Here is a 24,712-nt window from a genome sequence, read left to right as displayed (position 1 = left end):
CCGTCGCATGAGGTCGAACTGGTGAGACGCCTTAAAAGATCTTCTGGAACCAGCCATGGGCTTCATTGGTGTTGCCCCGCTGGATGTCCACCAGAAGGCTCCGCAGCCGCTGGGCCACGGGCCCGGCCATGCCGTTCCCGATTGTGAAGCTCTCCTCGCGGCTCTTCACGGTGCCGATCGGCGTGATCACCGCGGCGGTCCCGCAGGCGAAGGCCTCGGTCAGGCGGCCCTCCCGCACGTCGGTGCGCCACGCGTCGATCGTGTAGGGCTCCTCCTTCACGGTCAGGCCGGCCTCCCGCGCCAGGGTTATGACCGAGTCGCGGGTGATGCCGTGCAGGATGCTGTCCGAGAGCGGCGGTGTCACCAGCGTGCCGTCCTCGAAGACGAAGAACACGTTCATGCCGCCGAGTTCCTCGATGTAGCGGCGCTCAACCGCGTCGAGGAAGACGACCTGCTCGCACCCCTGGGCCGCGGCCTCGGATTGCGGGGCGAGGCTCGCCGCGTAGTTGCCCCCGCACTTGGCCGCGCCGGTGCCGCCCGGGGCGGCCCGCGTGTAATGCTCCGAAACCCAGACCGTGACGGTGCTGTTCGGGTCCTTGAAGTACGAGCCCACCGCCGACGCGATGGTGATGAACAGGTATTCGGAGGCCGGCCGGACGCCCAGGAACGCCTCGGTGGCGATCATGAATGGCCGGAGATAGAGGCTACCGTCGGGCGTGTCGGGGATCCAGGCGCGGTCGATCTCGACGAGCTTGCGCACCGCGTCGACGAAGGCATCCTCAGGAAACGGTGGGATCGCCAGGCGCTCGGCCGAGTGCCGGAAGCGACGCGCATTGGCGTCGGGCCGGAACAGGGCGGCGCCGCCATCGGCAGTGCGGTAGGCCTTGAGGCCCTCGAAGATCTCCTGCGCGTAGTGCAGCACCGCGGAGGCGGGATCGAGGGGAATCGCCTCGCGGGCCTGGATCCGCGCATCGTGCCAGCCGCGACCGGCCGTGTAGCGCGCCACCACCATGTGGTCGGTGAACACCTTGCCGAAGCCAGGATTCGCCATCAGCGCGGCCCGCTCCTCGGCGGTCCGCGGGGCGGGATGACTTTGGATCTCGAACGTCAGGTCGCTCACGGTCTGGTCCTTATCGACTGAGGCCCTTATGGCGCGCTCCGGCGCGCGAATCTACGGAGCCGGCGCATGACGGTGTCACCGCACATGCGCGTTATTCGGCGGTCGCGGGCTCCGACAGCTGGAGCCGGTGCAAGCGTGCATAGGCGCCGCTGGCCGCGAGCAGGGCGTCGTGCCGTCCGGTCTCGATCACGCGGCCCGATTCCATCACGGCGATCTGATCGGCGTCGCGCACCGTCGAGAGGCGATGGGCGATCACCAGGGTGGTGCGGCCACGCATCAGCCGGGTCAGCGCCTCCTGGACCAGACGCTCCGATTCGGAATCGAGGGCCGAGGTTGCCTCGTCGAGGAGCAGGATCGGCGCGTCCTTCAGGAAGGCGCGCGCCAGCGCCACCCGCTGCCGCTCGCCGCCGGACAGTCGGCCGCCGCCGGGCCCGACACGGAAGTCGTAGCCCTCCGGGAGGGCCGCGACGAAGTCGTGGGCCGCGGCGGCGCGGGCGGCCGCCTCGATCTCCGCAGGCGACGCCCCGGGCCGGCCGAAGCCGATATTCCGCGCGACCGTGTCGTCGAACAGGACCACCTCCTGCGACACCACAGCCACCGCCGCGCGCAGGGACGCGAGGGTCACCGCGCGGACGTCCTGCCCGTCGATGGTCACGCGGCCTTCGGTCACGTCGTAGAGCCGCGGGACGAGGTTGAGCAGCGAGGATTTCCCGGAGCCTGAGCGTCCGACCAGGGCCGTGACCGAGCCCGCCGGGACCGTCAGATCGATCCCCTCCAGGGCCGGCGCATCCGGCCGGTAGCGGAACCGCACGCCGTCGAAGCGGATCGTCCCGGCGGACACGGTGAGCGGCCGCGCGTCGGGCGCCTCGCGGATCTCGGGCGCCTCGTCCATGACATCGAAGTAGCGCCTGAGGGCGGCGGCCGCCTCCTGCAGGATGGCGTTGAGGTTCCCCAGCGCCCGGGCCGGCTGCGCGGCGAGCAGCAGCGCCGCCACGTAGCCGGTGAAGTCGCCCACCGTCTTCTCCCCCGCCAGCACCCGTTGCCCGACCAGTACGAGCACCCCCGCCACCGCGATGCCGCCCCCGATCTCCAGCAGCGGGTCGAGACGCCCGCGGGCATTGGCGGCCTTCATCTTGAGGCGGCGCACCTCGTCGAGGGCCTGCGCGGCGCGGCCCTTGAGGTAGGCCTCCATGGCGTAGGTCTTGGCGACCCGGGCCCCCTGGAGACTTTCGGAAATGAGGCTGGCGGTGGCGCCCATCTGCTCCTGCGTCGAGGTCGAGACCCGCCTGAGCTTCTTCCCGATCCGCCCGATCGGTCCGGCCACGAACGGCACCGTGACGCCGGCCACCAGAGTCATCACCGGATCCATCCAGATCAGCGCTCCTACGAGGCCGATCAGCATGGCGATGTCGCGCAGGAGCACCGTCGAGATGCGGGTCAGCGCTTCCTTGATGAAGGCGAAATCGGTGGTGAAGCGCTGGGTCAGCGCCGCCGGGCTCTCGCGGCCGAGCTGGGCGAGATCGGACTCGATCAGGTGCCCGTAGAGCGCCGCCTGCATGTCGGCCTCGACCCGGGTGACCACCCTGTTCGTCAGAACGGTCTGGCCATAGAGCGCGAAGCCGCGCGTGGCGGTGACGACGATCACCACCAGCGGCCCATAGGCGATGGCCGCCGCATCCTTGCGGTCGAAGGCGTCGAAGGCGGCCTTGATCAGCGCCGGGTAGAGGCCGGTCGAGGCGCCCACCAGCGCGATCAGCACCAGCACCACGGCAAGGGTGGCCCGATGCGGGTACAGCCAGGTGCGCCAGAGGCGCGCGAGGAGGGGAGCCGTATCGCCGCGGAGGCGCGCCATGAAACCTACCAGGTCGGATCAGCGCCGGCCTCGGGCAGGATGCGCGGCGGCAGCGGTGTGCCGCCGCCATCGCCGCGGATCAAGGCCTTTGGCTCAACGGTCGTCGCCGTCCGGACCGCGGCCGCCCTCCCGGCCGCGATGCCAGCCGCCGTGACCATGCCCGCCCATAGGCCGGGCGAGGATCGTTGCGCGCCGCTTCTGGTCCTGATCGAGGCTGGCGTAGAGCGGCTGGGACGCGTCGGCCAGCTTGCGCAGGGCTTCTCCGCGTGCCGTCGCGGCATCTGCCATCGCCCGAAGGGCCGCTGGGGCATCGTCGCTGAACTTGGGGCGGTCGCGCATCGCCTCGCGGCGCTGCTGGCGCATCTTGGCCATGTCGCGGATTGCAGCCTCCACGGGCGGCCACAGCTTCTCCTGGTCGGGGTTGAGCTTCAGGCCGGCATGCAGGGCGGCGATGCGGGCATCCGTGAAGGCCGCCCGATCCTCGGGCGTGAGCGCACTCCAGCGCCCGTGACCGCGGAAGCCGTCGGGTCCATGGTCGTGCGCAACGGCCGCGCTGGCGACACCCAGGCCGAGCGCCCCTGTTACCAGGATGCTCGCTCTCAAACGGCGGGACATGGAATCCTCCATCTTGACGCTCCGGACAGCGTCGGAACCAACGGGGCGCGACGCGTCCGACGCCGCGCATTGGGGACCGGGCATGTATCCCGCTTGTGTATGTAACAATGTTACATTAGTGGCAGGTGCGACCGAAGGCACGGGAAGGTGGAACGGTGCGGGGCGTGGCAACAACATTCCGGATCGCGGCGTTCGCGGTCCTGTCCGTCTGGCTCGGACTTGGGGTGCCGGCGGTGGCCACCACGCAGACCGTCCCGATCCGGGCGGTTGCGAGCTTCTCGATCCTGGGCGATCTCGTCCGGCAGATCGGCGGTGCGTCCGTGACGGTGACCACCCTGGTCGGGCCCGATTCCGACGTTCACGGCTTCAGCCCGTCGCCAGCCGATGCGCGCAAGCTCGCCGAGGCCGATATCGTGTTCGTCAACGGCCTCGGGCTGGAGGGCTGGCTCGACCGGCTGATCCGCGCCTCCGGCACGCGCGCCCCGGTGGTAACCGTCTCGACGGGCGTGTCGCCGATCCCGGCGCAGGACGAGCATGTCCACGGGGAGGGCGGTCACGGACACGGTGAGCACGCCTTCGATCCGCATGCCTGGCAGAGCATCGCCAACGTTCGGATCTACGTGGCGAACATCCGGGACGGCCTCGTGAAGGTCGATCCGGCCCATGCCGCCGCCTATCAGGCGGCCGCGGCCGGCTACCTCGCCAAGCTCGATGCCCTGGAGCGGGACGTCCGGGCAGCGATCCTCCAAATCCCGCCGGAGCGGCGGCAGATCATCACGACCCACGATGCCTTCGGTTATTTTGCGGCGGCCTACGGCCTGCGCTTCATCGCGCCGCAGGGCGTCTCCACCGACAGCGAGGCGAGCCCGCGGGACGTGGCGTCGATCATCCGTCAGATTCGCCGCGAGCGCGTACCCGCGGTGTTTCTGGAAAACATCAGCGACCCGCGCCAGATGGAGCAGATCGCCCGCGAGAGCGGCGCCCGCATCGGCGGGAAGGTCTATTCCGACGCGCTCTCCGGGGCGGACGGTCCGGCAGCGACCTATCTCGACCTGATGCGATCCAACCTGGCGGCGTTCGACGCCGCGCTCATGCCGAAGTGACCCGATCCGACCGGCGCGGGATTGACTGCGCTGCAGCCGCTCCGCCGAGGGCTGGCCCGTGTCATGGCCGGATGCCGGCTCCGACAGGACGGGATCGACCTTCCATCCCGACGACGTGCTCCGCGGCTGCGCCGATCCTGCCTGGATCACGAGCCGCCACGACTGGCGGTGCCGTCCTCTGTCGCCTTCACGGCGTCGGGCATGACATAGCGTAAACCGCCGGTTAAGAGGCCCCCACTAGCCTTACGAAACGGGTGCCAGCCGATCCTCGTACGCGAGGGCTCAAGGCCTTGGGGCCTTGTGAAAACGCGCAGCTCGGAGATCGCGTGGCTTGGGGGCCTGACCGCTGGCGCTTCTATCGGCTCGTCGCGCGCGAGGCTGCACGCGCGAGCCGCGCGGCCGGAGCCAGCGTCACAGCACCGCCCGACATCCTCGCCCGGATGCGGGTGACCGGACTGGTGATCGCACCGCAGGACCTGCGGACCTCGGACGCGACCTTTGCGGACGACATCTATGCCGGACTGTTCGTCTTCGCGGGCCGGTCGCTCGCGGCGAGCGGCGGCTCACCCTTCGACTACGCGGCGCCGTCGCCGGAATGGGCTGACGAGCTCTACGGCTTCGGCTGGCTGCGCCACCTGCGCGCCGCCGACACCGCCCTCGCCAGGGCCAATGCCCGCGCCTTCGTGGCCGATTTCATCGCGGGCCGGGGGGACGCGGCGCTCGCCCGGCAGACGCCGGTGGCGGCCCGCCGGTTGATCTCGTTCCTGTGCCAGTCGCCCCTCGTGCTGGAGGGGGCCGATCACGGCTTTTACCAGAACTTCCTCAAGGCGATCGGACGCAACGCGCAGCAACTCGAGCGCGATCTGCGGCGAGGCGTGCCACCGCAATGGCGTCTGAACGCCGCCGTGGCGCTCTGTTACGCCGGCCTGTGCTGCGACGGCATTCAGCCGATCCTGCGTCGAGCGACCCGGATTCTGACGCGGGAGCTCGACCGCCAGATCCTGACCGATGGTGGCCACCGGTCCCGCGACCCGCGCTTCGCCATGGATCTGCTCCTCGACCTCCTGCCCCTGCGCCAGAGCTACCTCAGCCGCAGCGTCGAGCCGCCGATGGCGCTGCTGCGGGCCGTCGACCGGATGTTGCCGCTGCTGCGACTCCTGCGCCACCCGGACGCCTCGCTGAGCCACTTCAACGGCATGGGCGCCACGGATGCGGACCACCTCGCGACCCTGCTGGTCTACGACGGCGCGCTCGCCCGGCCGCTGATGCACGCGCCGAACTCGGGCTACGAGCGCCTGGAAGGCGGCCGGGTCGTGATCGTGGCCGATGTCGGCGCGTGCCCGCCGCTGCCCTACTCGGTGAATGCCGGTGCCGGCTGCCTCGCCTTCGAGATGTCGAGCGGCCCCCAGCGCATCGTGGTCAATTGCGGCCTGCCGGCCAGCGGGGCGGATCTGCGCCTCCTCGCCCGTTCGACGCCGGCCCACTCCACGGCCTCGGTCGCCCACAGCTCGTCGTGCCGGTTCCTCACTCGTACCGGGTGGTGGGGCGAACGGCTCCTGGCTGATTGGCTGATTCGCCGGCGCGGGCCCGTGGTGCTGAGCGGGCCCTCGGCGGTGGCCGCCGAGCGCGCCGAGGAGGCCGACAGCGTCGTCCTCGCGGCCCGGCACAACGGCTACGCGCCCGATTTCGGTATCGTGCACGAGCGCCGCTGGCAGCTGTTCCACGCGTCGGTGCGGCTGGAGGGCCGCGACGCCTTCCTGCGCCAGGGCAAGGCGCAAAGCCGGGGGCGGCGGTTGCGCCCGCAGGATGTGGCGATCCGCTTCCATCTCCATCCCGGCATCGCGGTGCGCGGCATCCCGGACGGGCTCGAACTCGCCTCGGCGCTCGGCGAGGTCTGGGTGTTCCGCGCCGAGAACGCCGAGATCGCCATCGAGGAGAGCGTCTACTTCTCGGGCCTGACGGGGCCGCGCCGCACCGACCAGATCGTGCTGCACCTGCGCGTCTCCGAGGACGTGGAGGTCCGCTGGAGCTTCGAGCGTCAGGCGTCCGCACCGCTGCGCGGGGTGGCACCCTGAGGGAGCCGGCTGGCCGGGCTCACCGTTTCCATGCTACCGCGCCGGAAAATCTCGAACTTTCGGCACGAAGCTATGGCGCACGATCAGGTGCGGGTCTCCCGCGCGCTCCTCTCGGTCTCGGACAAGACCGGCCTCGTCGACTTTGCCCGGGCGCTCCACGCCCGCGGCATCGCGCTGGTCTCCACCGGGGGCACGCACCGTGCCCTGCAGGAGGCCGGCCTGCCTGTTACCGAGGTGGCCGATCTCACGGGCTTTCCGGAGATGATGGACGGCCGGGTCAAGACGCTGCACCCGGCGGTTCACGGTGGATTGCTCGCCATCCGCGACAACCCGGAGCATCAGGCCGCGCTCGCCGCCCACGGGATCGGCGCCATCGATCTGCTGGTGGTCAACCTGTACCCGTTCGAGGCCACCATCGCGGCCGACCGGTCGGATGCCGACTGCATCGAGAACATCGATGTCGGCGGCCCGGCCATGATCCGTGCGGCGGCCAAGAACCACGCGGATGTGGCCGTGGTCACCGACGTGTCGGATTATGCCGGCGTGCTGGCCGCACTGGAGGCGCATGACGGCGCCCTGGGCGCGGAACTGCGCCGGAGCCTGGCGCAGAAGGCCTTTGCCCGCACCGCCGCCTACGATGCCGCCATCGCCAACTGGATGGCCGGCCGCTTCGGCACGGATGCGCCGGCCCAGTTCCGCGCCTTCGGCGGCACCCTCGGTCAGGCGCTGCGCTACGGCGAGAACCCTCATCAGGCGGCCGCCTTCTACCGCGCGCCCGGCAAGGTCCGCTCGGGTGTGGCCACCGCCCGGCAGCTCCAGGGCAAGGAGCTGTCCTACAACAACTTCAACGACACGGACGCCGCCTACGAGTGCGTGGCCGAGTTCGATCCGGCCCGGACCGCCGCCGTGGCGATCATCAAGCATGCCAATCCGTGCGGCGTCGCGGAAGGCACCAGCCTGCTCGAAGCCTACGAGCGGGCTCTGAGCTGTGACCCGACCTCGGCCTTCGGCGGCATCGTCGCCCTCAACCGGACGCTCGACGCCGAGGCGGCCAGCAGGATCGTCGAGATTTTCACCGAAGTGATCATCGCCCCGGATGCCACGCCCGAGGCCGCGGCCATCGTCGCGGGCAAGAAGAACCTGCGCCTGCTTCTGGCCGGCGGACTGCCTGACCCGCGGGCCCCCGGCGAGACCGTGCGGACGCTCGCTGGCGGTCTGCTGGTCCAGAGCCGGGATGCGGTGGTCGTCGACGACATGCCGCTCAAGGTCGTCACCAAGCGGGCGCCGAGCGAGGCCGAGCTGGCCGATCTCCGGTTCGCCTATCGGGTGGCCAAGCACGTGAAGTCGAACGCCATCGTGTACGCCAAGGCCGGCGCGACGGTGGGAATCGGCGCGGGTCAGATGTCCCGGGTCGATTCCTCGCGCATCGCCTCCTGGAAGGCCGCCGAGGGCGCGAAGCGCCTCGGGCTGTCCCAGAGCCTGGCGGTCGGCTCGGTGGTGGCGTCGGACGCGTTCTTCCCGTTTGCGGACGGGCTGATGGCGGCCGCCGAAGCGGGCGCAACGGCGGTGATCCAGCCCGGCGGTTCGATGCGCGATGCGGACGTCATCGCGGCTGCCGACGCGGCAGGCCTGGCCATGGTCCTCACCGGCCACCGTCACTTCCGGCATTGATCGGGCGGAGTCGGGAGGGTCACGACGTGACGCTCCCGTGCCTCCGTGCCCCGGCAACCGCCGAGAGGCCTGTCCGTCGCGCGGCGCCGCCGCGCTTCCGTTAACGATCCGCACGGATTGGAGCGGGCGCGGCGATTTTTGTTCGGGCTGCGATGTCTCTCAGCATTGCCGTGAACAAGCGTGGCCTGTGCCGAAGCTCAGCAATGGATGTCCCGTAACGCCGAATGCTATTTTTTGAGCATTATTGCCGAACAAATACCCCCACCTTTGCGAATATGGGTGGCATCTGCGGGGCGGGTTGATATTTTCTCGGCTGCACGCCATCATTGCCCAGATGTGCGCCGGAAGCTCGTGAGAAGAACTTCCTGGAACGAATCCGGGTTGGGTGACGAGATGGTGGTCGCAGCGCTGTTGTTTCTCGTGGGAGCGCTGATCGGCCGCTCCTATTCGGTGATGATCATCGCCATGACCTCATCGGTGGTCATGTTCACTGCGATGACCATTTTCATGTCCGTTTACGGCCTCGACCTGCTGCACGTTCTGATTATGCTGGGATATCTGACGGCTCATCAGGCGGGATATCTGCTCGGCGCCTATCTCACCGACTATCCCGAGAACAATCGCGGGCTGTAACCAGCGTCACCACCACCAAACCAGCCGCCCGGCGAGGGTGTTGATCAGCGCCCACAAGCCCAGAGCTACGGCCATCCAGATAATTAGAAGTAGAAGATGCAGCTTCCGATGAGGCTGACGGCGCAAATGTTGCACGACATCGTTCACGATGGAAATCCCAGGGGCCCTGGATCGTAGGGGAACCTTATACGGTCTTGTGCCGCTAAGGTTCCGCCGGGGCGATCGGCGAAAGATTAAATTTCGGATAGTTTCCGGCGGCCGGCAGGTTTGTTGGACGACCGGAATTGGCCGAGAAATGGACTGAAAGTTGCAGTCATAGACTGCTTGCAACGTGATGGTCAGAAATCAGGACATTCCGTGTCGGCCCGCCGTTTCGACGGTGATGGTTCCGTCTGCCGTCGATACTTGAGACCTCTGTATAGGATCCGCCGCAACGCAATCCGTGACAGACCGCACGGATTGCGATTCCGCCGCCGCGTTGCGGGTTCGACACAAGCCGAGACGGCCCGGCCCGCCTTGCGGCCACGACCCGGCACGGGTCCGTGCGCGGCGGCCCTCTGCCCGGAGGCGCGCGGACATCTCTGTGGAAATGGAAACGCCCAGGCAGTGGGAACTGCCTGGGCGTCGTCGGCGCGTGGTTGGTCTGGCCGGTTTGCGCCGCTCAGGTATCCGCGAAGATGTCGCGATCCTTGGTCTCCGGCACGAAGAGGATGCCGATGATCACGGTCGCGACCGCGATGACGATCGGGTACCAGAGGCCGAAATAGATGTCGCCGGTCTGGGCCACCATGGCGAAGGCGGTCGCCGGCAGCAGGCCGCCGAACCAGCCGTTGCCGATATGGTAGGGCAGCGACATCGAGGTGTACCGGATCCGGGTCGGGAACAACTCCACCAGCATGGCGGCGATCGGGCCGTAGACCATCGTGACGAAGAGCACGAGGATGAACAGCAGGCCGATCACCTGCGCGACCTGCGGCCGGAAGATGTCGAACGGATTCGACATCTTGACGATCTCAGGGTCACCCGCCTTCGGGTAGCCCGCGGCCTGGAGTGCCGCGGTCGTGGCCTTGTTGGCCTCGACGTTGCCCCCCTGCGGATAGGGGATCTCCGTATCGTTGACCCGGATGGTCGTGGGCTGTCCGGCCGCCCCGGCAGCGGTGGTGTAGCGCACCGACGACTTCGACAGGAAGTCGCGGGCGAGGTCACACGGCGCGGTGAACACCCGGGTTCCGACCGGGTTGAACAGGTTTCCGCAGGCGGCCGGATCGGCCGTCACCGTCACCTTCACGTTCTCGATCGCCGCCTCGAGCTTCGGGTTGGCCGTGGAGGTGATGCCCTTGAAGATCGGGAAGAACGTCGCCGCCGCAATGGCGCAGCCCGCCAGGATGATGACCTTGCGGCCGATCTTGTCGGACAGCCAACCGAAGACCACGAAGAAGCCGGTGCCGAGGAGCAGCGACCACGCGATCAGCAGGTTGGCGGTATAGCCGTCGACCTTGAGAATCGATTGCAGGAAGAACAGCGCGTAGAACTGGCCCGTGTACCAGACCACACCCTGACCGGCGACGAGGCCGAACAGGGCGATGATCGCGAACTTCGCATTGCGCCACTGGCCGAAGGCCTCGGTGAGCGGTGCCTTCGAGGTCTTGCCCTCGTCCTTCATCCGCTGGAAGGCCGGAGATTCCGACAGCTGGAGGCGGATCCAGACCGAGATGCCGAGCAGCAGCACCGAGACCAGGAACGGGATGCGCCAGCCCCACTCGGCGAAGGCGGCCTCGCCGGTGAAGGTCCGGGTCGCGAGGATCACGAGGAGCGACAGGAACAGGCCCAGGGTCGCGGTCGTCTGGATCCAGCTCGTATAGAACCCACGCCGGCCGTTGGGCGCGTGCTCGGCGACGTAAGTGGCGGCGCCGCCATACTCGCCGCCGAGGGCGAGGCCCTGGGCGAGGCGCAGGACGATCAGGATGATCGGAGCCGCGATGCCGATGGTGGCCGCGTTGGGCAGGATGCCGACGATGAAGGTCGATAGGCCCATGATCAGGATCGTGATCAGGAACGTGTATTTGCGTCCGACGAGATCACCGATGCGGCCGAAGACCAGGGCGCCGAACGGACGGACGATGAAGCCGGCCGCGAAGGCGAGCAACGCGAAGATGTCGCGCGTGGCGGGCGGATAGGCAGAAAAGAACTGCGCGCCGATGATCGCCGCCAGAGAGCCGTACAGATAGAAATCGTACCACTCGAACACAGTACCGAGCGAGGACGCGAAGATCACCCGCTTCTCGGCCGAAGTCATCGGCCTCGCGGCGTCTCCGGCCCGCGGGATCGCGGTTGCCACAGCCATAAGACACGTCCTCCCAAACGCATATGGGCGGCCCGACGATGGGATCGCCCTTTCCCGGCCCGCTCCCGGGCGGCCCTGCGCAAAGCGCAGATCACCTATGCGTTATCTCAAGGGCGTGGCGGGTCAACCGGTAAAGCGATTGTGAAGAGCCTCATCAACACAGGTGCGCACCGAGTTGTCACCGGAACGACGAAGGGCGCGGCTCGCGCCGCGCCCTCCGCCTGTCCGACGCGTCTGGTTGAGGTCAGTGCGCGTGGGCGCCGGACGCCCCGATGCCCGTCTCGGAGCGCACATACTGCGCCTCGAAGGCGGCCCGCTCGCGCTGGGCCCGGCGGGACTTGTCCATGAGCGACACGACCCAGATCGTCGCGAAGGCCAACGGCATCGAGAACAAAGCCGGGTTGTCGTAGGGGAAGAGCGGGGCCGGGTTGCCCAGCGTCGTCACCCACACGGCTTTCGACAGCACCACCATGATCACCGCGGCGAGCAGGCCGACGAGGCCGCCGGCCAGCGCACCCCAGGTGGTTGTGCCGCGCCACAGGATCGACATGGCCAGCACCGGGAAGTTGCAGCTCGCCGCCACCGCGAAGGCCAGGCCCACCATGAAGGCGACGTTCTGGTTCTCGAACACGTAGCCGAGGTAGATCGCCACGATGCCGATCACCACCGCCGAGATCTTCGACAGGTTGACCTCGTGCTTCTCGGTGGTGCGCCCGCGGGCGATCACCTGGGCGTAGAGGTCGTGGCTGATCGCCGAGGCGCCGGCGAGCGTCAGGCCCGCCACCACAGCCAGGATGGTCGCGAAGGCCACGGCGGAGATGAAGCCGAGGAAGTACGGGCCGCCCACGGCGTTGGCGAGGTTCACCGCCACCATGTTGGTGCCGCCGATCATGTCCTTCAGCTTGTCGAAGGTCCCGGCCGCGCCGAGCTTGAAGTAGACCGGATCGGACATCAGCAGGGCGATGCCGCCGAAGCCGATGATGAAGGTGAGGATGTAGAAGTAGCCGATCAGGCCGGTGGCGTAGAACACCGACTTGCGCGCGGCCTGCGCGTCCGAGACCGTGAAGAACCGCATCAGGATGTGCGGCAGGCCGGCGGTGCCGAACATCAGGCCGACGCCGAGGGAGATCGCCTCCACCGGGTTCGACACGAGTCCGCCCGGCGCCATGATGGCGTCGCCCTTCGGGTGAACCTGCACGGCGTTCGCGAACAGCATCTCGGGGTTGAAGCCGTACTTCAACAGCACTGCGCCGGCCATGAAGGTCGCGCCGCCGAGGAGCAGGCAGGCCTTGATCACCTGCACCCAGGTGGTCGCCTTCATGCCGCCGAAGGCGACGTAGACGATCATCAGGACGCCAACGATGATCACCGCGTAGAGATAGGGCAGGCCGAACAGGAGCTGGATCAGCTTCCCGGCGCCGACCATCTGGGCGATCAGGTAGAACGCCACCACCACGAGCGTGCCCACCGCCGAGATGATGCGGATCGACGTCTGGTCGAGACGGAAGCTCGCCACGTCCGCGAAGGTGAACTTGCCGAGGTTGCGCAGGCGCTCCGCGATCAGGAACAGCACGATCGGCCAGCCGACCAGGAAGCCCGTGGAATAGATCAGCCCGTCGAAGCCCGAGGTGTAGACGAGGCCGGAGATGCCGAGGAACGAGGCGGCCGACATGTAATCGCCGGCAATCGCCAGGGAGTTGGTCCCCGCCGAGATGCCGCCGCCCGCCGCGTAGAAATCGGCGGCGGACTTCGTGCCCTTCGCGGCCTTGTAAGTGATGCCGAGCGTCAGCAGCACGAAGAACAGGAACATCAGGATGGCCGGCCAGTTCGTGACCGATTGCTGCACGGCCCCGAGATCCGGGCCGGCGGCGTAGGCCGCGCTGGCGGCGATCGTGCCGAGCGTCAGGCCGAGGAGGAGCCGGTTCATCGGGCGACGCTCCGCTTGAGGGCGGCGCTCAGCGCGTCGAAGCGCGTGTTGGCCCGGGCCACGTAGACGCCGGTCAGCGCGAAAGCGAACAGGATCACGAAGACGCCCGCGAACAGCCCGAGGGAGGCGGTGCCGCCAACCTTCACGGCGAGCAGCGACTTGTCGAAGGCGATGAGCCCGATGAAGCCGAAATAGACCACCAGCATCAGGATGGTCAGCGTCCAGGCGAAGCGGGTGCGCTCATGGACGAGTTGCTGGAATTCGGGTGTCCGGACAATCCGCTCGACCTGCGGATCGACCTCCGTTCCGAGTGCGCGTGTTCCCGGGGGCGCCGTGCGCCCTCGAAGGCCGAGTGTCGTGCCGCTCATGGCTTTTCCTCCCGCGAGGGCACTCTGGCCCCCCGGTTCATCGCGTTGAAGTTCGTGGTTCTTGTTGTAGACGGGCGCCGCCCCGGCACCCGTCCCGGTCCGAACCCGCGCCGCTATGGCCGCGGCGCGGATACGATCAGGCCCGGTTCTGCCGGTTCTCGATCAGGTCGTCGACCACGGCCGGCTCGGCCAGCGTCGAGGTGTCACCGAGCGAGCTGAAATCGTCCTCGGCAATCTTGCGCAGGATCCGGCGCATGATCTTGCCCGAGCGGGTCTTGGGCAGTCCCGGCGCGAACTGGATCAGGTCCGGAGAGGCGATCGGCCCGATATCCTTGCGGACCCAGGTCACGAGCTCCTTGCGCAGGGCGTCGTCGCCCTCCTCGCCGTCGTTGAGGGTCACGTAGGCGTAGATGCCCTGGCCCTTCACGTTGTGCGGGTAGCCCACGACCGCCGCCTCGGCGACCTTCGGGTGGGCGACCAGCGAGGATTCGACCTCTGCGGTGCCCATGCGATGGCCGGAGACGTTGATGACGTCGTCAACGCGTCCGGTGATCCAGTAATAGCCATCCGCATCGCGCCGGGCGCCGTCGCCGGTGAAGTACTTGCCTGGATAGGTCGAGAAGTAGGTCTGCTCGAACCGCTCGTGGTCGCCGTAGACCGTACGCATCTGGCCCGGCCAGGAATCGGCGATGCAGAGATTGCCCTCGCAGGCCCCTTCCAGAACCTTGCCCTCGGCATCGACCATCTCGGGCTTCACGCCGAAGAACGGCCGGGTCGCCGAGCCGGGCTTGAGCGCGGTGGCACCGGGCAGCGGGGTGATCAGGATGCCGCCGGTCTCGGTCTGCCACCACGTGTCGACGATCGAACAGCGCTTGTCGCCGACGACGTTGTAGTACCATTCCCAGGCTTCCGGGTTGATCGGCTCGCCGACGGAGCCGAGCACGCGCAGCGAAGCCCGCGAGGTCTTCTTCACCGGCCCCTCGCCGCCGCCCATCAGCGAGCGGATGGCGGTGGGCGCCGTGTAGAAGATGTTGACCTTGTGCTTGTCGATCACTTCCCAGAAGCGGGACGTCGACGGATAGGTCGGGATGCCCTCGAACATCAGCGTCGTCGCGCCGTTGGCGAGCGGTCCGTACACGATGTAGCTGTGGCCGGTGACCCAGCCGACATCGGCGGTGCACCAGTACACGTCGCCCTCGCGGTAATCGAAGACGTATTCATGCGTCATCGACGCGTAGACGAGGTAGCCGCCCGTGGTGTGCACCACGCCCTTCGGCTGACCGGTCGAGCCCGAGGTATACAGGATGAAGAGCGGATGCTCGGCCTCCACCGCCACGGCGGGGCACTCGTCGGTCACCTGCTCGGCGGCCTCGTCGTAATAGACGTCCCGGCCCGCCTCCATGGCGACGCTGCCGCCTGTGCGGCGCACGACGATCACGTGGTCGACGAGATCCGCGTCGAGCCGCTTGATCGCTTCGTCGACATTGGCCTTCAGCGGCACCTTGCGGCCGCCGCGCAGGCCCTCGTCGGCGGTGATCACCAGCTTGGAGCCGCACCCCTGGATGCGCGACGCCAGCGAGTCGGGGGAGAAGCCGCCGAACACGATGGCGTGGATCGCCCCGAGCCGCGCGCAGGCGAGCATCGCGTAGGCGGCCTCCGGGATCATCGGCATGTAGAGCGTGACCCGATCGCCCTTGCCGACGCCGCGATTGCGCAGGACGTTGGCCATCCGGCAGACCTGCGCGTGCAGCTCCCGGTAAGTGATGTGCTTCGACTCGTCGGGATTGTCGCCTTCCCAGATGATCGCGGTCTGGTCGCCGCGGGTCTCAAGATGACGGTCGATGCAGTTATGGGCGACGTTGGTCTTGCCGTCTTCGAACCACTTGATCGAGACCTTGCCGGGCTCGAAGCTGGTGTTCTTCACGGTGGAGAACGGCGTCATCCAGTCGATGCGCTTGCCGTGCTCGGCCCAGAACGCATTCGGATCGGCGACGGACGCCGCATACATCTCTCGATACTTGGAATCGTCGACGTGAGCGCCCTCACGCCACGCGTCCTTCACCTCGATGACCTTGCCTTGCATGGCGTTCCATCCCTAATTGGTGCCCGATCGTATCGCGGTGGCGGCCGCGCAGCCAGGACTTCCAAAGTAATGTAGCCTACAATTTACGATGACGATATGATCGCGGTTTCGCGCGCGCTCAGATCAAGTCCCGTAAATAAATTGGGCACAATGTAAGAGCTGATTGAGGCTTCGATGCTGCGCTGTCAAGCGCGGGGAGCCCGGCGAACGATCACCCGCCGTCCTCTGTTTCCGCCCCCGGACGATGGCCGGTACAGGGGCGCGCTTTCGGGGACGCGTCGGCGCGCGATCGGCCAGGGACCTATCCGTTCGCCACCCGTCGCGTCGGCATGATGATTTCCACGAGCGTGCCGTCTTCCGGGCGTGCGGAGAGCTGGAGGCGGCCGCCGTTGGCCTCCACCAGGGCGCGCGGCAGTGCCAGCCCGTCCTCGACGGATTCCTTCGGGTCTTCCACCCGCGGAGCAGGCCCGGCGCCGGTACCGCGCACCCGCAGGGCAACGGCCGCCCGTTCCGCCGACCCGGTGGAAACGATGATCTGGCTTCCGGCGGCGGAGCGTCGGATCGCGTTCTCGATCACGAGGCTGGCCGCGCGGCTGACCGAGCGCTCGTCGGCTTCCAAGTCGCCGAGATCGGTGGAGAAGCTCGTCCGCATGACGACCCGGCCCCGCGCTGCCTCGCCCTGAAGGCGGGCGACGCAACCCGCCACGACGTCGTTGAGGTCGAGAGCGCGGGGTTCGAGGCGCAGCGAACCGGCCTCGACTGCGGCAAGATCCAGAAGCTTGCCGACCCGTTCCAGGATCGTCTCGCCCGACGCTTTGATCTCCGCCAGGCAGTCCCTGTAGCGCGAGTCGCCGAGGGGCCCGAAGGGCTCCTTCAGCATCGCGTTTGCCAGATCGATCATCCCGGTGACGGGGCCGCGCACGGCGCCGTCGAGCCGGCTCAAGGCCTCTCCGCCGCCCGGCACGGTTTCCGGGCGACTGGCCGCGCCCGTCTTTCCGGGCGCCGCGCGACCGGCATGGTCGAGCGTGACCACCCGTTGTCCAAGAGGCCCCGCGACGGCGAGCGACATCGGCTTGCCGGCCAGGACAATGGAGCGCCGCTCCGGGGCCGCGCCGCGCAGGGCATCGGCGATCGTCAGGACGCTCTGACGGTCGAACAGGCTGACGAAACTGCCGCCGACGACCTCGCGCGGATCGCATCCGAACAGATCGGCCGCGGCGTGGTTCAACGCGACGATGCGGCCGGCCCCGTCGACGGTGACGACCCCGATCTCCAGTGCGTCCAGCGCCGCCTCGGCACGGGCCGTCCGTTCCGTCTGGGCGGCGCGGGCGAGGCGCTCGGCGGTGAGCGCATCCGCGACATCGGCCTCATCGACCGGGCGCGCGATCAGGCACGTCGCAGCGGCGCCTGCCCAGCTGAAGGCGCCGCTCAGAAGTTCCACCGGACGCGTATGGCCCTCGACCGACTTCACCGTGGTCCGGCGTGCCGCGTCGCCAAGCGCGTCGCCAAGCGCGTCCGAAGGCGGCAGACCCGGGAGAAGTCCGGAGAGCCCAGTGCGGGCGAGGCTCGGCAGGTCGGGATGGCCGGTCAGATCCAGAAAGCCGCGATTGGCGGCGACGATGGTGCCGTTGTGGTGGATCAGCGTCGGCAGCGGCAGACCCGCGAGAAGGTCGGCCTGCGGAGGAGCGGCCACGTCCACGGGCGGCTCGACACTGGCCCCGTCGGTTTCCGTGCTGGCCTCCTCGGAGGCCACGGGCAGATCCACCGGATTGGTCTGCGGCGCGGGGAACGGCATCACCGCGCCGCTCTCGGCCTTCGGCGCTCCTGATTCAGGATCGACCTCGTCGCCGGCGTAGCGTGCGCCCAGCGCCCGGGCGATTTCCCGGAAGGCGGCATGCTCATCAGTCGAGAGCGGTGTCGCGATGAGATCCGGCGCAGGCGCGACCGGCCTTTCGACTTCGACGGGCTCGGGGATAGGCGACGCGGGTGCCGAAACCGAAGATTCCGGCGTCGACGCCGCTGGCTCGGCGACCTTAATCGCGTTCGGCGCGCTCCGGATCAGGCCGAACCCGCCGAAGCCGGAGAACGCCGCATCACCCCGCCCCAGAGGGGCGCCGGAGAGATCGACCCGGAACGGCCCGGTGCCGGCATCGAGCACCGCCGATTCGCCGCGGAAGGTTCGCCGGTCGCGCAGGGCCGCCAGCACGGAGTCGGCTTCGGACAGGAGGCCTGTCGCCGCCATGTCTTGCCACCGCTGCCCCACGAGGCCCGCGAGGGCCTCCGGCCCGGTGAGGGTGGTCAGGACGCCCGCGGCATCGATGCGCCACAGGAAGCGGTTGTCCCGCCCCATCGAGGATGGCGTCGCCTGCGGATGCGCCGGCGGCGCGCTTGCGCTCGCCGGGGGCGCGACGGGGCGGACCGGCCGGGCGCGGGCGGCGGTCACGGGCGTGGTCGGTACCACGAGGATGGCGGGACGACCGTCCGCCTGAGTTCCACGCGCCAGCCAGCACAGTGCCGGGGGGGCGATGCGGCGGACATCCAGGCGCAGGCGCGCGAGGCGGGGCGCGGCGTCCCCTGCGGTCGCGGCAACAATCTGACGGATCAAACCGACGAGCGCGGAGCCGGTCAGGGTCTCGGCCAAGGGCGCCGCCGCATCGGACGCGTACAGGATCTGCCCCGCCGACGGGTCGACCACGAAATGCACGGTGTCCCGAGCGCCGAGCGTGGCGGCCAGGGCCGGCACGCGCGCCCAGGCCGCGAAGGCAGTCGCCAGCCCGGGCTGGGCTGCACCGGCCATCGGTGTCACTGTCGTCTCCAAAGCCCGCGACCTCGAACCCTAACGCGATCCGTCACGTTCCATGGGCTCGCTTTGCCCGAGAAACGCCCGTGACCGTAGCCCTATTGTAAACTCCCTTGCGCCGCGACGCTGGACTCTGGGCGCAACCGTCACACGTTTACGTCATGGCAACCTTAACGCCATGGGCGTGGGTGGCATAAGGCGGCGAATCAGATATTGTGCACCGCACAAAGCGCCATCCACAGAGCAATCAAGAGAGGAGACGTAGAATGAGCAACCCCCCGAATTACGAAGTCCCGGCCGAGATGCGTGACTTTGCCGAGAAGAGCGTCGAGCAGGCCCGCAAGGCCTTCGACAGCTTCATCGGCGCGGCCCGCCGCACTGCCGATACCGTGCAGGGTTCGGCCGAAATGGCCCGATCCAACGCGCTGGACGTCTCCTCGCGCGGCTTCGAGTATGCCGAGCAGAACGTGAACGCGGCCTTCGATCTCGCCCAGAAGCTGGTTCGCGCCAAGGACGTTCAGGAGGCCATGCAGCACCAGGCTGAGTTCGTGCGCAGCCAGTTCGCCGCCATCCAGGCGCAGGCCAAGGAGTTCAGCGGTCTCGCGCAGAGCGCGATGCAGCAGGGCGCCGAGCGTGCCAAGTCGGCGATGCAACAGGGGGCCGACGAGGCCCGCAAGGCCATGGAGCAGGGCCAGGACGCCGCCAAGCAGACGGCCCAAGACGCCCAGGACGCCGCCGAGCGCGCGACGCACTGAGGCCTGCACCGAGCAACGGGGCTGCGACCCGCTCCCGGACTCCGGGGGCGGGTCGTCTCGTTTTCGCCGGTATTGCCGCCGAGAGCCGCCGGGCGGACGCGTTGAGTCCGCGCCGAGCGAAGGAATCAGGGATGCGCCTTACTGTTTCGGGCCGATCCGGCCTGCGTGGTCCGTTCCGGCTCGCGATCGCCGCGCTGGCGCTCGCGGCCGCGTTGCCGGCCGGCGCGGCGCGGGCCCAATATTACGACGATCCGGGTTACGACGGCGAATACCGGCCTGTCCCCCGCCGGGCGCAGCGCGCCCCCGTGGGTTACAACTGCGATGCGGTCCAGCAGGGCATCACCGGACCGAAGCCGTTCTCGTGTCCTCTGCCCGGCCCGCGGCCCCTCGGCGTGCGCTGCTTCTGTGACATGCCGATCGCCTCGTTCAGCCCGCCGCAGACCGCTGTCGGGCGCGTCGTCCCGTAACGGAACGGGCCGCGCACCCGGATGGGTGGCGCGGCCGGTCTCGTTGGGTCGGGGTTCGGCGAGGATGGTCCCGCCGGATCGAACTCAGTTCAGAACGACCACCTTGGCGCCGACCTTCACCCGCTCGTAGAGATCGGTGACGTCGTCATTGGTCATCCGGATGCAGCCCGACGACACCGCCTGACCGATCGTGTCCGGCTCGTTGGAGCCGTGGATGCGATATTCGGTGCTGCCGATGTACATGGCACGGGCGCCGAGCGGATTCTCGATGCCGCCGGCCATGTAGCGCGGCAGGTCGGGACGGCGGGCGATCATGGCCTTCGGGGGCGTCCACGACGGCCACTCGCGCTTGGCGGTGATTTTGTTGGTGCCGCTCCAGCTGAAGCCCGGGCGACCGACGCCGACGCCGTAGCGGATCGCCTGACCATCGCCCAGAACGAAGTACAGGCGGCGCTCGGCGGTGGAGACCACGATGGTGCCGGGCGCGTAGGGCGCGTTGAACGCCACGACCTCACGGGGGATCGGCTGGACCTGCGCCTGCGGCGCCGCCTGCACGCCCTGACCATAGCCCGGGGCGTAAGTGCCCTGGTAACCGTACTGTCCCTGATCCGAGTAGTACTCGTCGGCGCCGTCCGTACCGAAGGGATCGTACGACGAAGCGGCGAGGGCTGGCGTTGCGGCAAGAACAGCCACGCCGAGGAGCGCGCCGAGTGCGGTGACCGAGGTCTTCATGAGTGGCCTGCCTGTGCGATAACCTTTGCCTTTACAAGCGTGAGCATAGGCAGGCAGTTCCACACATCCGCCATGAATCTGCTGTTGGGCGGAATACGCAGGGCCGCTCGACCGTGCGGCGCGCTGCGGTTCGGGCCAGGGCCCGTGGCTTACTCAGGTCACCTCGTCGGTGTGGATGTCGAACCGTGCGAGGTGGGCGTAGCCGAAATTGGTCGAGATCGCGCAATCGGTGGCGTCGCGGCCGCGGGCCATGACGATGCGACCGATCCGGGGCCGGTTGTGGCGGGCGTCGAACGTGTACCAGCGCGGTCCGTCGGGCCCGTGGAGGTAGACCTCGAACCACGCGGAGAAGTCCATCGGCGCTGGATCCTTCGGCACGCCGATGTCGCCCAGATAGCCGGTGGCATAGCGCGCCGGGATGTTCATGCACCGGCACAGGGCGATCGCCAGATGCGCGAAGTCCCGGCAGACACCCTCGCGCTGCATGAATGCGTCATGCGCACTCCTCGTGGCATCGGCGCGTTGGTAGTCGAAGCGGATCCGCTCGTGCGTGTAGTCGACGATGGCCTGGACGCGCGCCCAGCCCTCCGGCGTGGTGCCGAACAGCGACCACGCCGTCTGCGAGAGCCTGTCGGTGTCGCAATAGCGCGAGCCCAGGAGGAAGATCAGGACATCGTCGGGCAGATCTTGGACCGGGATCTGGCGGGCCTCCGGCACGACCGGATCGGGCAGCCCCGTATCGTCAACGGTGAGGTCCGTCGAGATCGTCAGCTGTCCGGGCGGCGCGACGATCCGGTGGCAGATGTTGTTGAAGGCGTCGCGGTATTCGCGAGCCTGGAGCGGCGGATCGAAGCCGATTTCATGCGGGGTCGTCACGTCCGGCATCCGTGAAGGATGGACGCTGAGCATCAAAATCATCGGTGTTGGCTGCGACAGCGTGAATGCAATCTCGAAACCCGTTCTGATCTTCATCGCGGCCACCTTGCTCTGTCGCCTTCCGCGCGCACTCGCCGCGCATGCCTGTCCCGGATCCGGATGCTCACCCGTGCTCAACGCGCGAGGGGCGGCGGCAGCCCTTGCAGGCTGTGGGCCGTCGTCCCGTCGGTGGGCAATTCCACCACGTTGACATCGACGCGCATGCCGAGATCGTCGCTGCTGAGGCCGAAGAAGGAGCCGTGCAGCGGAACGGCCTGAGCGGGGTCGCGGGCCACCGCCACGCGGATCAGGTCGCGGTTGCCGACGATGCCGTTGGTCGGGTCGAACTCGACCCAGCCCGCGCCGGGCAGGTAGACCTGCAGCCACGCATGGGTGGAGCCGCCGCCCACGTGGCGGGCGCGGTCGTTCCGGGGATTGTAGAGATATCCGGAGACGAACCGGGCGGCCATGCCCAGCGCGCGCACGCCCTCCATCATCAGCACGGCGAAGTCCCGGCAGGATCCGAGCTTCGTGCGCAGCGTCGTCAGCGGATCCTGCACGCCCTTCTCGGCACGGGCCAGATAGGTGAAGTTCGCGCGTACGCTGCGCGTCATGGCGGCCAGCAATTCCTGCGTGGGGATGCGTCCCTGAGGCGGCAGGAAGCTTCGCGCCCAGGCATCGACCTCGTGGCGCGGGTCGGGCCATTGCCGCTCGATCGAGCGGGCGAGATCCGGCATGTCCTCGGCGCCGTAGCCGAACGGATAGTGCGTCGCGTGCGGTGCGAGCGGGAACACCGGCGCGTGTTCCGGCGTGTGGTCGAGGGTGATGCCGCAATCGAAGGTCAGGACTTCGGCGCGGATGTCGAAGGTCGTGACGGCCACACAATTTCCGAACACGTCGAACAGCCAGCGCTGGGAGGCCGGTTCGGGCGTGATGTCGAGGGTCGCCGCGATCAACCGCTGATCGTAGCTGTCGCGCGGCCGGAACATGATCCGGTGCTCACCGAAGGCGACCGGACGTCGATACCGGTAAGTCGTGCGGTGGCGGACAGACAGGATCGGCAACGTCACAGTCTCCCGGCTCGTGCCGACACGACCGGCGGTCATGCAAGGGCCGGGCCTTCCCGGTCCGCATCGTGCAGCGATGATACGGGTCCGACGGCCCGCACAGATCCGGGCTCACGATCCGTCCGGATTCCCGGCCCTGCCGTCAGGCGCGGATGACGCGTCCGGGCTCTGCCGGATGGTTCGAGAGCGACGATGAACGGGCTCGGGGGAGGCCGCGGGCTCTCAAACGACCGGAGAAGCCGGATCGGAAGTGGCGCGCTCGGCTTCGACCAGCACGTCCAGGGGGCGCCAGGGCTTGGCGATGAACACGGCCTCGGGCGGCATCTCCGGCCGCGGCAGGCCATGCCCGGAGGTGATCACCAGCCGGGCCCGCGGCCACAAGGTCGCCACCGCGCGGGCGAGCTGGAGGCCGTCCATATGGCCGGCCAGCCGGACATCGGCGAAGACCAGGGCGACGTCGCCGCCGCGTGCCTGAAGGACCGACAGCGCAGCCTCGGCGCTGTCGCACCCGACCACGTCGAGTTCCGTCTCTTCGAGCAGGGTCTCGGCCAAGGCCCGAATCGCGGGATCGTCCTCGACGACGAGGGCGACGCGCCGCGGATCGGTCTCGGCCGCCACGGCGACCGGCCCGGCTGCGGCGACCCTGTCGTCCTCGGTCTGCCGGACGCGGCGCACCAGGGCGGCGAGGTGCTCCGGCATGCCCTCGGACACCAGATCATCGTAGAACGACGCCAGTGTCTGACCGATCTGGTCGAGAGGAATACCTGGCGACAGCGTATCATTGAGCGGCAGGGGCGCGCTCGTTCCATGTTTTTTCAAGGACTTCCCCCGAAGTCGAACGTCGTGCCGCTCAAGGAGGCGGCGCTTGAGGAGGAAAGTCGGCAACCCGCCCCTGGTTGCGCGCGACGTTGGGAATCCCGCATCGCACCCGCCGCCCGTTATGGCGTGGCGAGGCCCAGGTCGGCGTCGGCGTAAGCCATGATCCCGGACACTTCGCGGACGTTCTGATAGCGCGTGCCGCGGGTGCTCATCATCGCCTCGAACTTCTCGTGGACCTGTGCCACCGACAGGCTCATCGGCTTGCGGTGACGTCCGCGCCCGACGAAGCGCCCGGCGGCGAAGAATATCGAGCGGTTGGCCCGGGCCGGGCCCGGGAGCAGGGCCGCCGCTGCGGCGGCCGGCTTGTTCACGACGTTGGCGAGGAATTCCCCGGCATCGTCCGGCCCGAGGAAGTGGGCCAGGTAGACCTCGCCGAGGGTCAGCTCGCGGCCGATGCGCAGGGCGATGCGGGCCGCGTCGCGCTTCAGCATCTCGCCGGCCATCAGGGCCGACAGGTACGGGTCGCGGCGCAGCTCCAGCACACGGGCGCGTTCCGCCTGATCGGCGATCACCGGCCGGTCGTTGGCGTCGGACGTGATCGACGCGGCCTCCTTCTCCAGCCCGTATTTGGGCCCGAAGTCGCGGACCACACCGAGCCAGGTCCGCTCAATGAACTGGAAGAGGCCCGTCGCTGAGGAAGTCTTGGCCTGGACGGCCGTGACGAAGCTCGACTCCTTGTCGGCAACTGCCATCAGCAGCACCGGATCGGTCTGAACGGCCTGGGCCGCCCGCACGATCGTCTGCACCAAGTGGCGCCGGATCTTCATCGGGCCGAATTCGAGAATGTCGTTGGGGTCGCCGGCGGCGCTCTCGGAGAGAAGGAAGTCGTACGACACGCGGTCGACCGTGTTGGAGCCGAGATCGGTGTCGAGATCGTGGACGGGGGCGAAACTGGAGGCGGCGCGGAGCGGCGTCTGGTCGAGCTCGGTATTGAGGGCGACTGTGTGGATGCGCGGGCGCGGCATCGGGAGTTCGGTAGCGGCTTCCGCCGTGGACACGGCCGGCGACAGGCCAACCTTGGCGAGATCCACGCCCGATCCGATCAGCGCGGCGCTGAGGCCGCCGGCGATCATCGACACGGTGAGCAGCGAGCGGAACAGCGCGGGGCGGCTGCCATGGGCACGGCCCAGCATGGGCTGTGCGGCGATCACGTCGGCGCGGTTCGAGCCGAAATGGCTCTGCTTGCCCGTGATGGTCCTCGGCGATCCGACCGTGCGGCCCTGCATCGTTATCCCGACTCTCCACACGCCGTTGTGGCGCTACGGACTCACCATCGCTTGACAGATGTGGCGACAACACGGCCGTG

The 24,712-nt window shown here is 68.4% G+C and carries 19 protein-coding genes; 6 read left to right on the top strand and 13 right to left on the bottom strand.

Annotated features, from left to right (window positions below; genetic code table 11):
• Positions 1–31: 31 nt before the first annotated feature.
• The 3 genes from ABC766_RS11490 to ABC766_RS11480 form a co-directional block, all read right to left on the bottom strand.
• Complete coding sequence (locus ABC766_RS11490) at positions 32–1,120, bottom strand: branched-chain amino acid aminotransferase (protein ID WP_345822286.1); 1,089 nt, start codon at positions 1,118–1,120, stop codon at positions 32–34.
• A 91-nt stretch (positions 1,121–1,211) separates the two neighbouring features.
• Positions 1,212–2,972 (bottom strand): ABC transporter ATP-binding protein, encoded by a 1,761-nt coding sequence (locus tag ABC766_RS11485; RefSeq protein WP_345822285.1) that lies wholly within the window; start codon positions 2,970–2,972, stop codon positions 1,212–1,214.
• Between the two features lie 93 nt (positions 2,973–3,065).
• The gene (locus tag ABC766_RS11480; protein ID WP_345822284.1) at positions 3,066–3,587 is read right to left on the bottom strand and encodes a Spy/CpxP family protein refolding chaperone; all 522 of its coding nucleotides are present in this window, start codon (positions 3,585–3,587) and stop codon (positions 3,066–3,068) included.
• Positions 3,588–3,751: 164 nt separating this feature from the next.
• Here ABC766_RS11480 and ABC766_RS11475 point away from each other — a divergent pair, with 164 nt between their 5' ends.
• From ABC766_RS11475 to ABC766_RS11460, 4 genes are all read left to right on the top strand, one after another.
• Positions 3,752–4,690: a metal ABC transporter solute-binding protein, Zn/Mn family gene (locus ABC766_RS11475; protein WP_345822283.1), complete on the top strand. Its 939-nt coding sequence runs from the start codon at positions 3,752–3,754 to the stop codon at positions 4,688–4,690.
• Between the two features lie 326 nt (positions 4,691–5,016).
• A complete protein-coding gene (locus ABC766_RS11470) occupies positions 5,017–6,765 on the top strand; it encodes a heparinase II/III family protein (RefSeq protein WP_345822282.1) in 1,749 nt (582 codons plus the stop codon).
• A 72-nt stretch (positions 6,766–6,837) separates the two neighbouring features.
• Positions 6,838–8,436, top strand: a complete 1,599-nt coding sequence (gene purH, locus ABC766_RS11465; protein ID WP_345822281.1) for a bifunctional phosphoribosylaminoimidazolecarboxamide formyltransferase/IMP cyclohydrolase — start codon at positions 6,838–6,840, stop codon at positions 8,434–8,436.
• A 381-nt stretch (positions 8,437–8,817) separates the two neighbouring features.
• Positions 8,818–9,069 (top strand): hypothetical protein, encoded by a 252-nt coding sequence (locus tag ABC766_RS11460; RefSeq protein WP_245282001.1) that lies wholly within the window; start codon positions 8,818–8,820, stop codon positions 9,067–9,069.
• Positions 9,070–9,730: 661 nt separating this feature from the next.
• Here ABC766_RS11460 and ABC766_RS11455 read toward each other — a convergent pair.
• The 5 genes from ABC766_RS11455 to ABC766_RS11435 form a co-directional block, all read right to left on the bottom strand.
• Entirely contained in the window at positions 9,731–11,365 is a 1,635-nt protein-coding gene (locus ABC766_RS11455) for an MFS transporter (protein WP_052083781.1), read from the bottom strand.
• A gap of 292 nt (positions 11,366–11,657) precedes the next feature.
• Positions 11,658–13,340, bottom strand: a complete 1,683-nt coding sequence (locus tag ABC766_RS11450; RefSeq protein ID WP_043353743.1) for a cation acetate symporter — start codon at positions 13,338–13,340, stop codon at positions 11,658–11,660.
• Positions 13,337–13,708, bottom strand: a complete 372-nt coding sequence (locus ABC766_RS11445) for a DUF485 domain-containing protein (protein WP_043353744.1) — start codon at positions 13,706–13,708, stop codon at positions 13,337–13,339. The genes ABC766_RS11450 and ABC766_RS11445 overlap by 4 nt, the downstream gene beginning before the upstream one ends.
• Positions 13,709–13,844: 136 nt before the next feature.
• Positions 13,845–15,791, bottom strand: a complete 1,947-nt coding sequence (acs, locus tag ABC766_RS11440; protein WP_345822280.1) for an acetate--CoA ligase — start codon at positions 15,789–15,791, stop codon at positions 13,845–13,847.
• Positions 15,792–16,092: 301 nt separating this feature from the next.
• Positions 16,093–18,588: a PAS domain-containing protein gene (locus tag ABC766_RS11435; RefSeq protein ID WP_345822279.1), complete on the bottom strand. Its 2,496-nt coding sequence runs from the start codon at positions 18,586–18,588 to the stop codon at positions 16,093–16,095.
• A 269-nt stretch (positions 18,589–18,857) separates the two neighbouring features.
• Between ABC766_RS11435 and ABC766_RS11430 the strand changes: the two genes are divergently transcribed.
• A complete protein-coding gene (locus tag ABC766_RS11430) occupies positions 18,858–19,346 on the top strand; it encodes a phasin (RefSeq protein ID WP_043353754.1) in 489 nt (162 codons plus the stop codon).
• Positions 19,347–19,477: 131 nt separating this feature from the next.
• On the top strand, positions 19,478–19,813 hold the full coding sequence (locus ABC766_RS11425; RefSeq protein ID WP_051044905.1) for a hypothetical protein: 336 nt from the start codon (positions 19,478–19,480) through the stop codon (positions 19,811–19,813).
• 84 nt (positions 19,814–19,897) lie between these two features.
• Here ABC766_RS11425 and ABC766_RS11420 read toward each other — a convergent pair whose 3' ends face one another.
• The 5 genes from ABC766_RS11420 to ABC766_RS11400 all read right to left on the bottom strand — a co-directional run bounded on the left by ABC766_RS11420 (position 19,898) and on the right by ABC766_RS11400 (position 24,632).
• Positions 19,898–20,545 (bottom strand): L,D-transpeptidase, encoded by a 648-nt coding sequence (locus tag ABC766_RS11420; protein ID WP_342140860.1) that lies wholly within the window; start codon positions 20,543–20,545, stop codon positions 19,898–19,900.
• Positions 20,546–20,698: 153 nt separating this feature from the next.
• Positions 20,699–21,517, bottom strand: coding sequence for a transglutaminase-like domain-containing protein (locus ABC766_RS11415; RefSeq protein WP_287089634.1), 819 nt, complete (start codon positions 21,515–21,517; stop codon positions 20,699–20,701).
• A gap of 77 nt (positions 21,518–21,594) precedes the next feature.
• Complete coding sequence (locus tag ABC766_RS11410) at positions 21,595–22,524, bottom strand: transglutaminase family protein (protein WP_043760501.1); 930 nt, start codon at positions 22,522–22,524, stop codon at positions 21,595–21,597.
• A gap of 225 nt (positions 22,525–22,749) precedes the next feature.
• Positions 22,750–23,289 (bottom strand): response regulator, encoded by a 540-nt coding sequence (locus ABC766_RS11405; RefSeq protein WP_427902324.1) that lies wholly within the window; start codon positions 23,287–23,289, stop codon positions 22,750–22,752.
• A 176-nt stretch (positions 23,290–23,465) separates the two neighbouring features.
• On the bottom strand, positions 23,466–24,632 hold the full coding sequence (locus tag ABC766_RS11400; RefSeq protein WP_043760503.1) for a transglycosylase SLT domain-containing protein: 1,167 nt from the start codon (positions 24,630–24,632) through the stop codon (positions 23,466–23,468).
• Positions 24,633–24,712: the final 80 nt, after the last annotated feature.

Source organism: Methylobacterium fujisawaense (assembly GCF_039619325.1).
In the GTDB taxonomy this organism is placed as follows: domain Bacteria; phylum Pseudomonadota; class Alphaproteobacteria; order Rhizobiales; family Beijerinckiaceae; genus Methylobacterium; species Methylobacterium fujisawaense.
This window is presented reverse-complemented; position numbering and strand designations above follow the sequence as displayed.

Excerpts from the sequence above, each read along its gene's own strand:
- purH (WP_345822281.1), top strand. The coding sequence starts at position 6,838 with ATGGCGCACGATCAGGTGCGGGTCTCCCGCGCGCTCCTCTCGGTCTCG.
- ABC766_RS11435 (WP_345822279.1), bottom strand. The coding sequence starts at position 18,588 with ATGGCCGGTGCAGCCCAGCCCGGGCTGGCGACTGCCTTCGCGGCCTGG.
- ABC766_RS11425 (WP_051044905.1), top strand. The coding sequence starts at position 19,478 with ATGCGCCTTACTGTTTCGGGCCGATCCGGCCTGCGTGGTCCGTTCCGG.
- acs (WP_345822280.1), bottom strand. The coding sequence starts at position 15,791 with ATGCAAGGCAAGGTCATCGAGGTGAAGGACGCGTGGCGTGAGGGCGCT.
- ABC766_RS11485 (WP_345822285.1), bottom strand. The coding sequence starts at position 2,972 with ATGGCGCGCCTCCGCGGCGATACGGCTCCCCTCCTCGCGCGCCTCTGG.
- ABC766_RS11430 (WP_043353754.1), top strand. The coding sequence starts at position 18,858 with ATGAGCAACCCCCCGAATTACGAAGTCCCGGCCGAGATGCGTGACTTT.
- ABC766_RS11480 (WP_345822284.1), bottom strand. The coding sequence starts at position 3,587 with ATGTCCCGCCGTTTGAGAGCGAGCATCCTGGTAACAGGGGCGCTCGGC.
- ABC766_RS11400 (WP_043760503.1), bottom strand. The coding sequence starts at position 24,632 with ATGCAGGGCCGCACGGTCGGATCGCCGAGGACCATCACGGGCAAGCAG.
- ABC766_RS11445 (WP_043353744.1), bottom strand. The coding sequence starts at position 13,708 with ATGAGCGGCACGACACTCGGCCTTCGAGGGCGCACGGCGCCCCCGGGA.
- ABC766_RS11455 (WP_052083781.1), bottom strand. The coding sequence starts at position 11,365 with ATGACTTCGGCCGAGAAGCGGGTGATCTTCGCGTCCTCGCTCGGTACT.
- ABC766_RS11420 (WP_342140860.1), bottom strand. The coding sequence starts at position 20,545 with ATGAAGACCTCGGTCACCGCACTCGGCGCGCTCCTCGGCGTGGCTGTT.
- ABC766_RS11450 (WP_043353743.1), bottom strand. The coding sequence starts at position 13,340 with ATGAACCGGCTCCTCCTCGGCCTGACGCTCGGCACGATCGCCGCCAGC.
- ABC766_RS11415 (WP_287089634.1), bottom strand. The coding sequence starts at position 21,517 with ATGAAGATCAGAACGGGTTTCGAGATTGCATTCACGCTGTCGCAGCCA.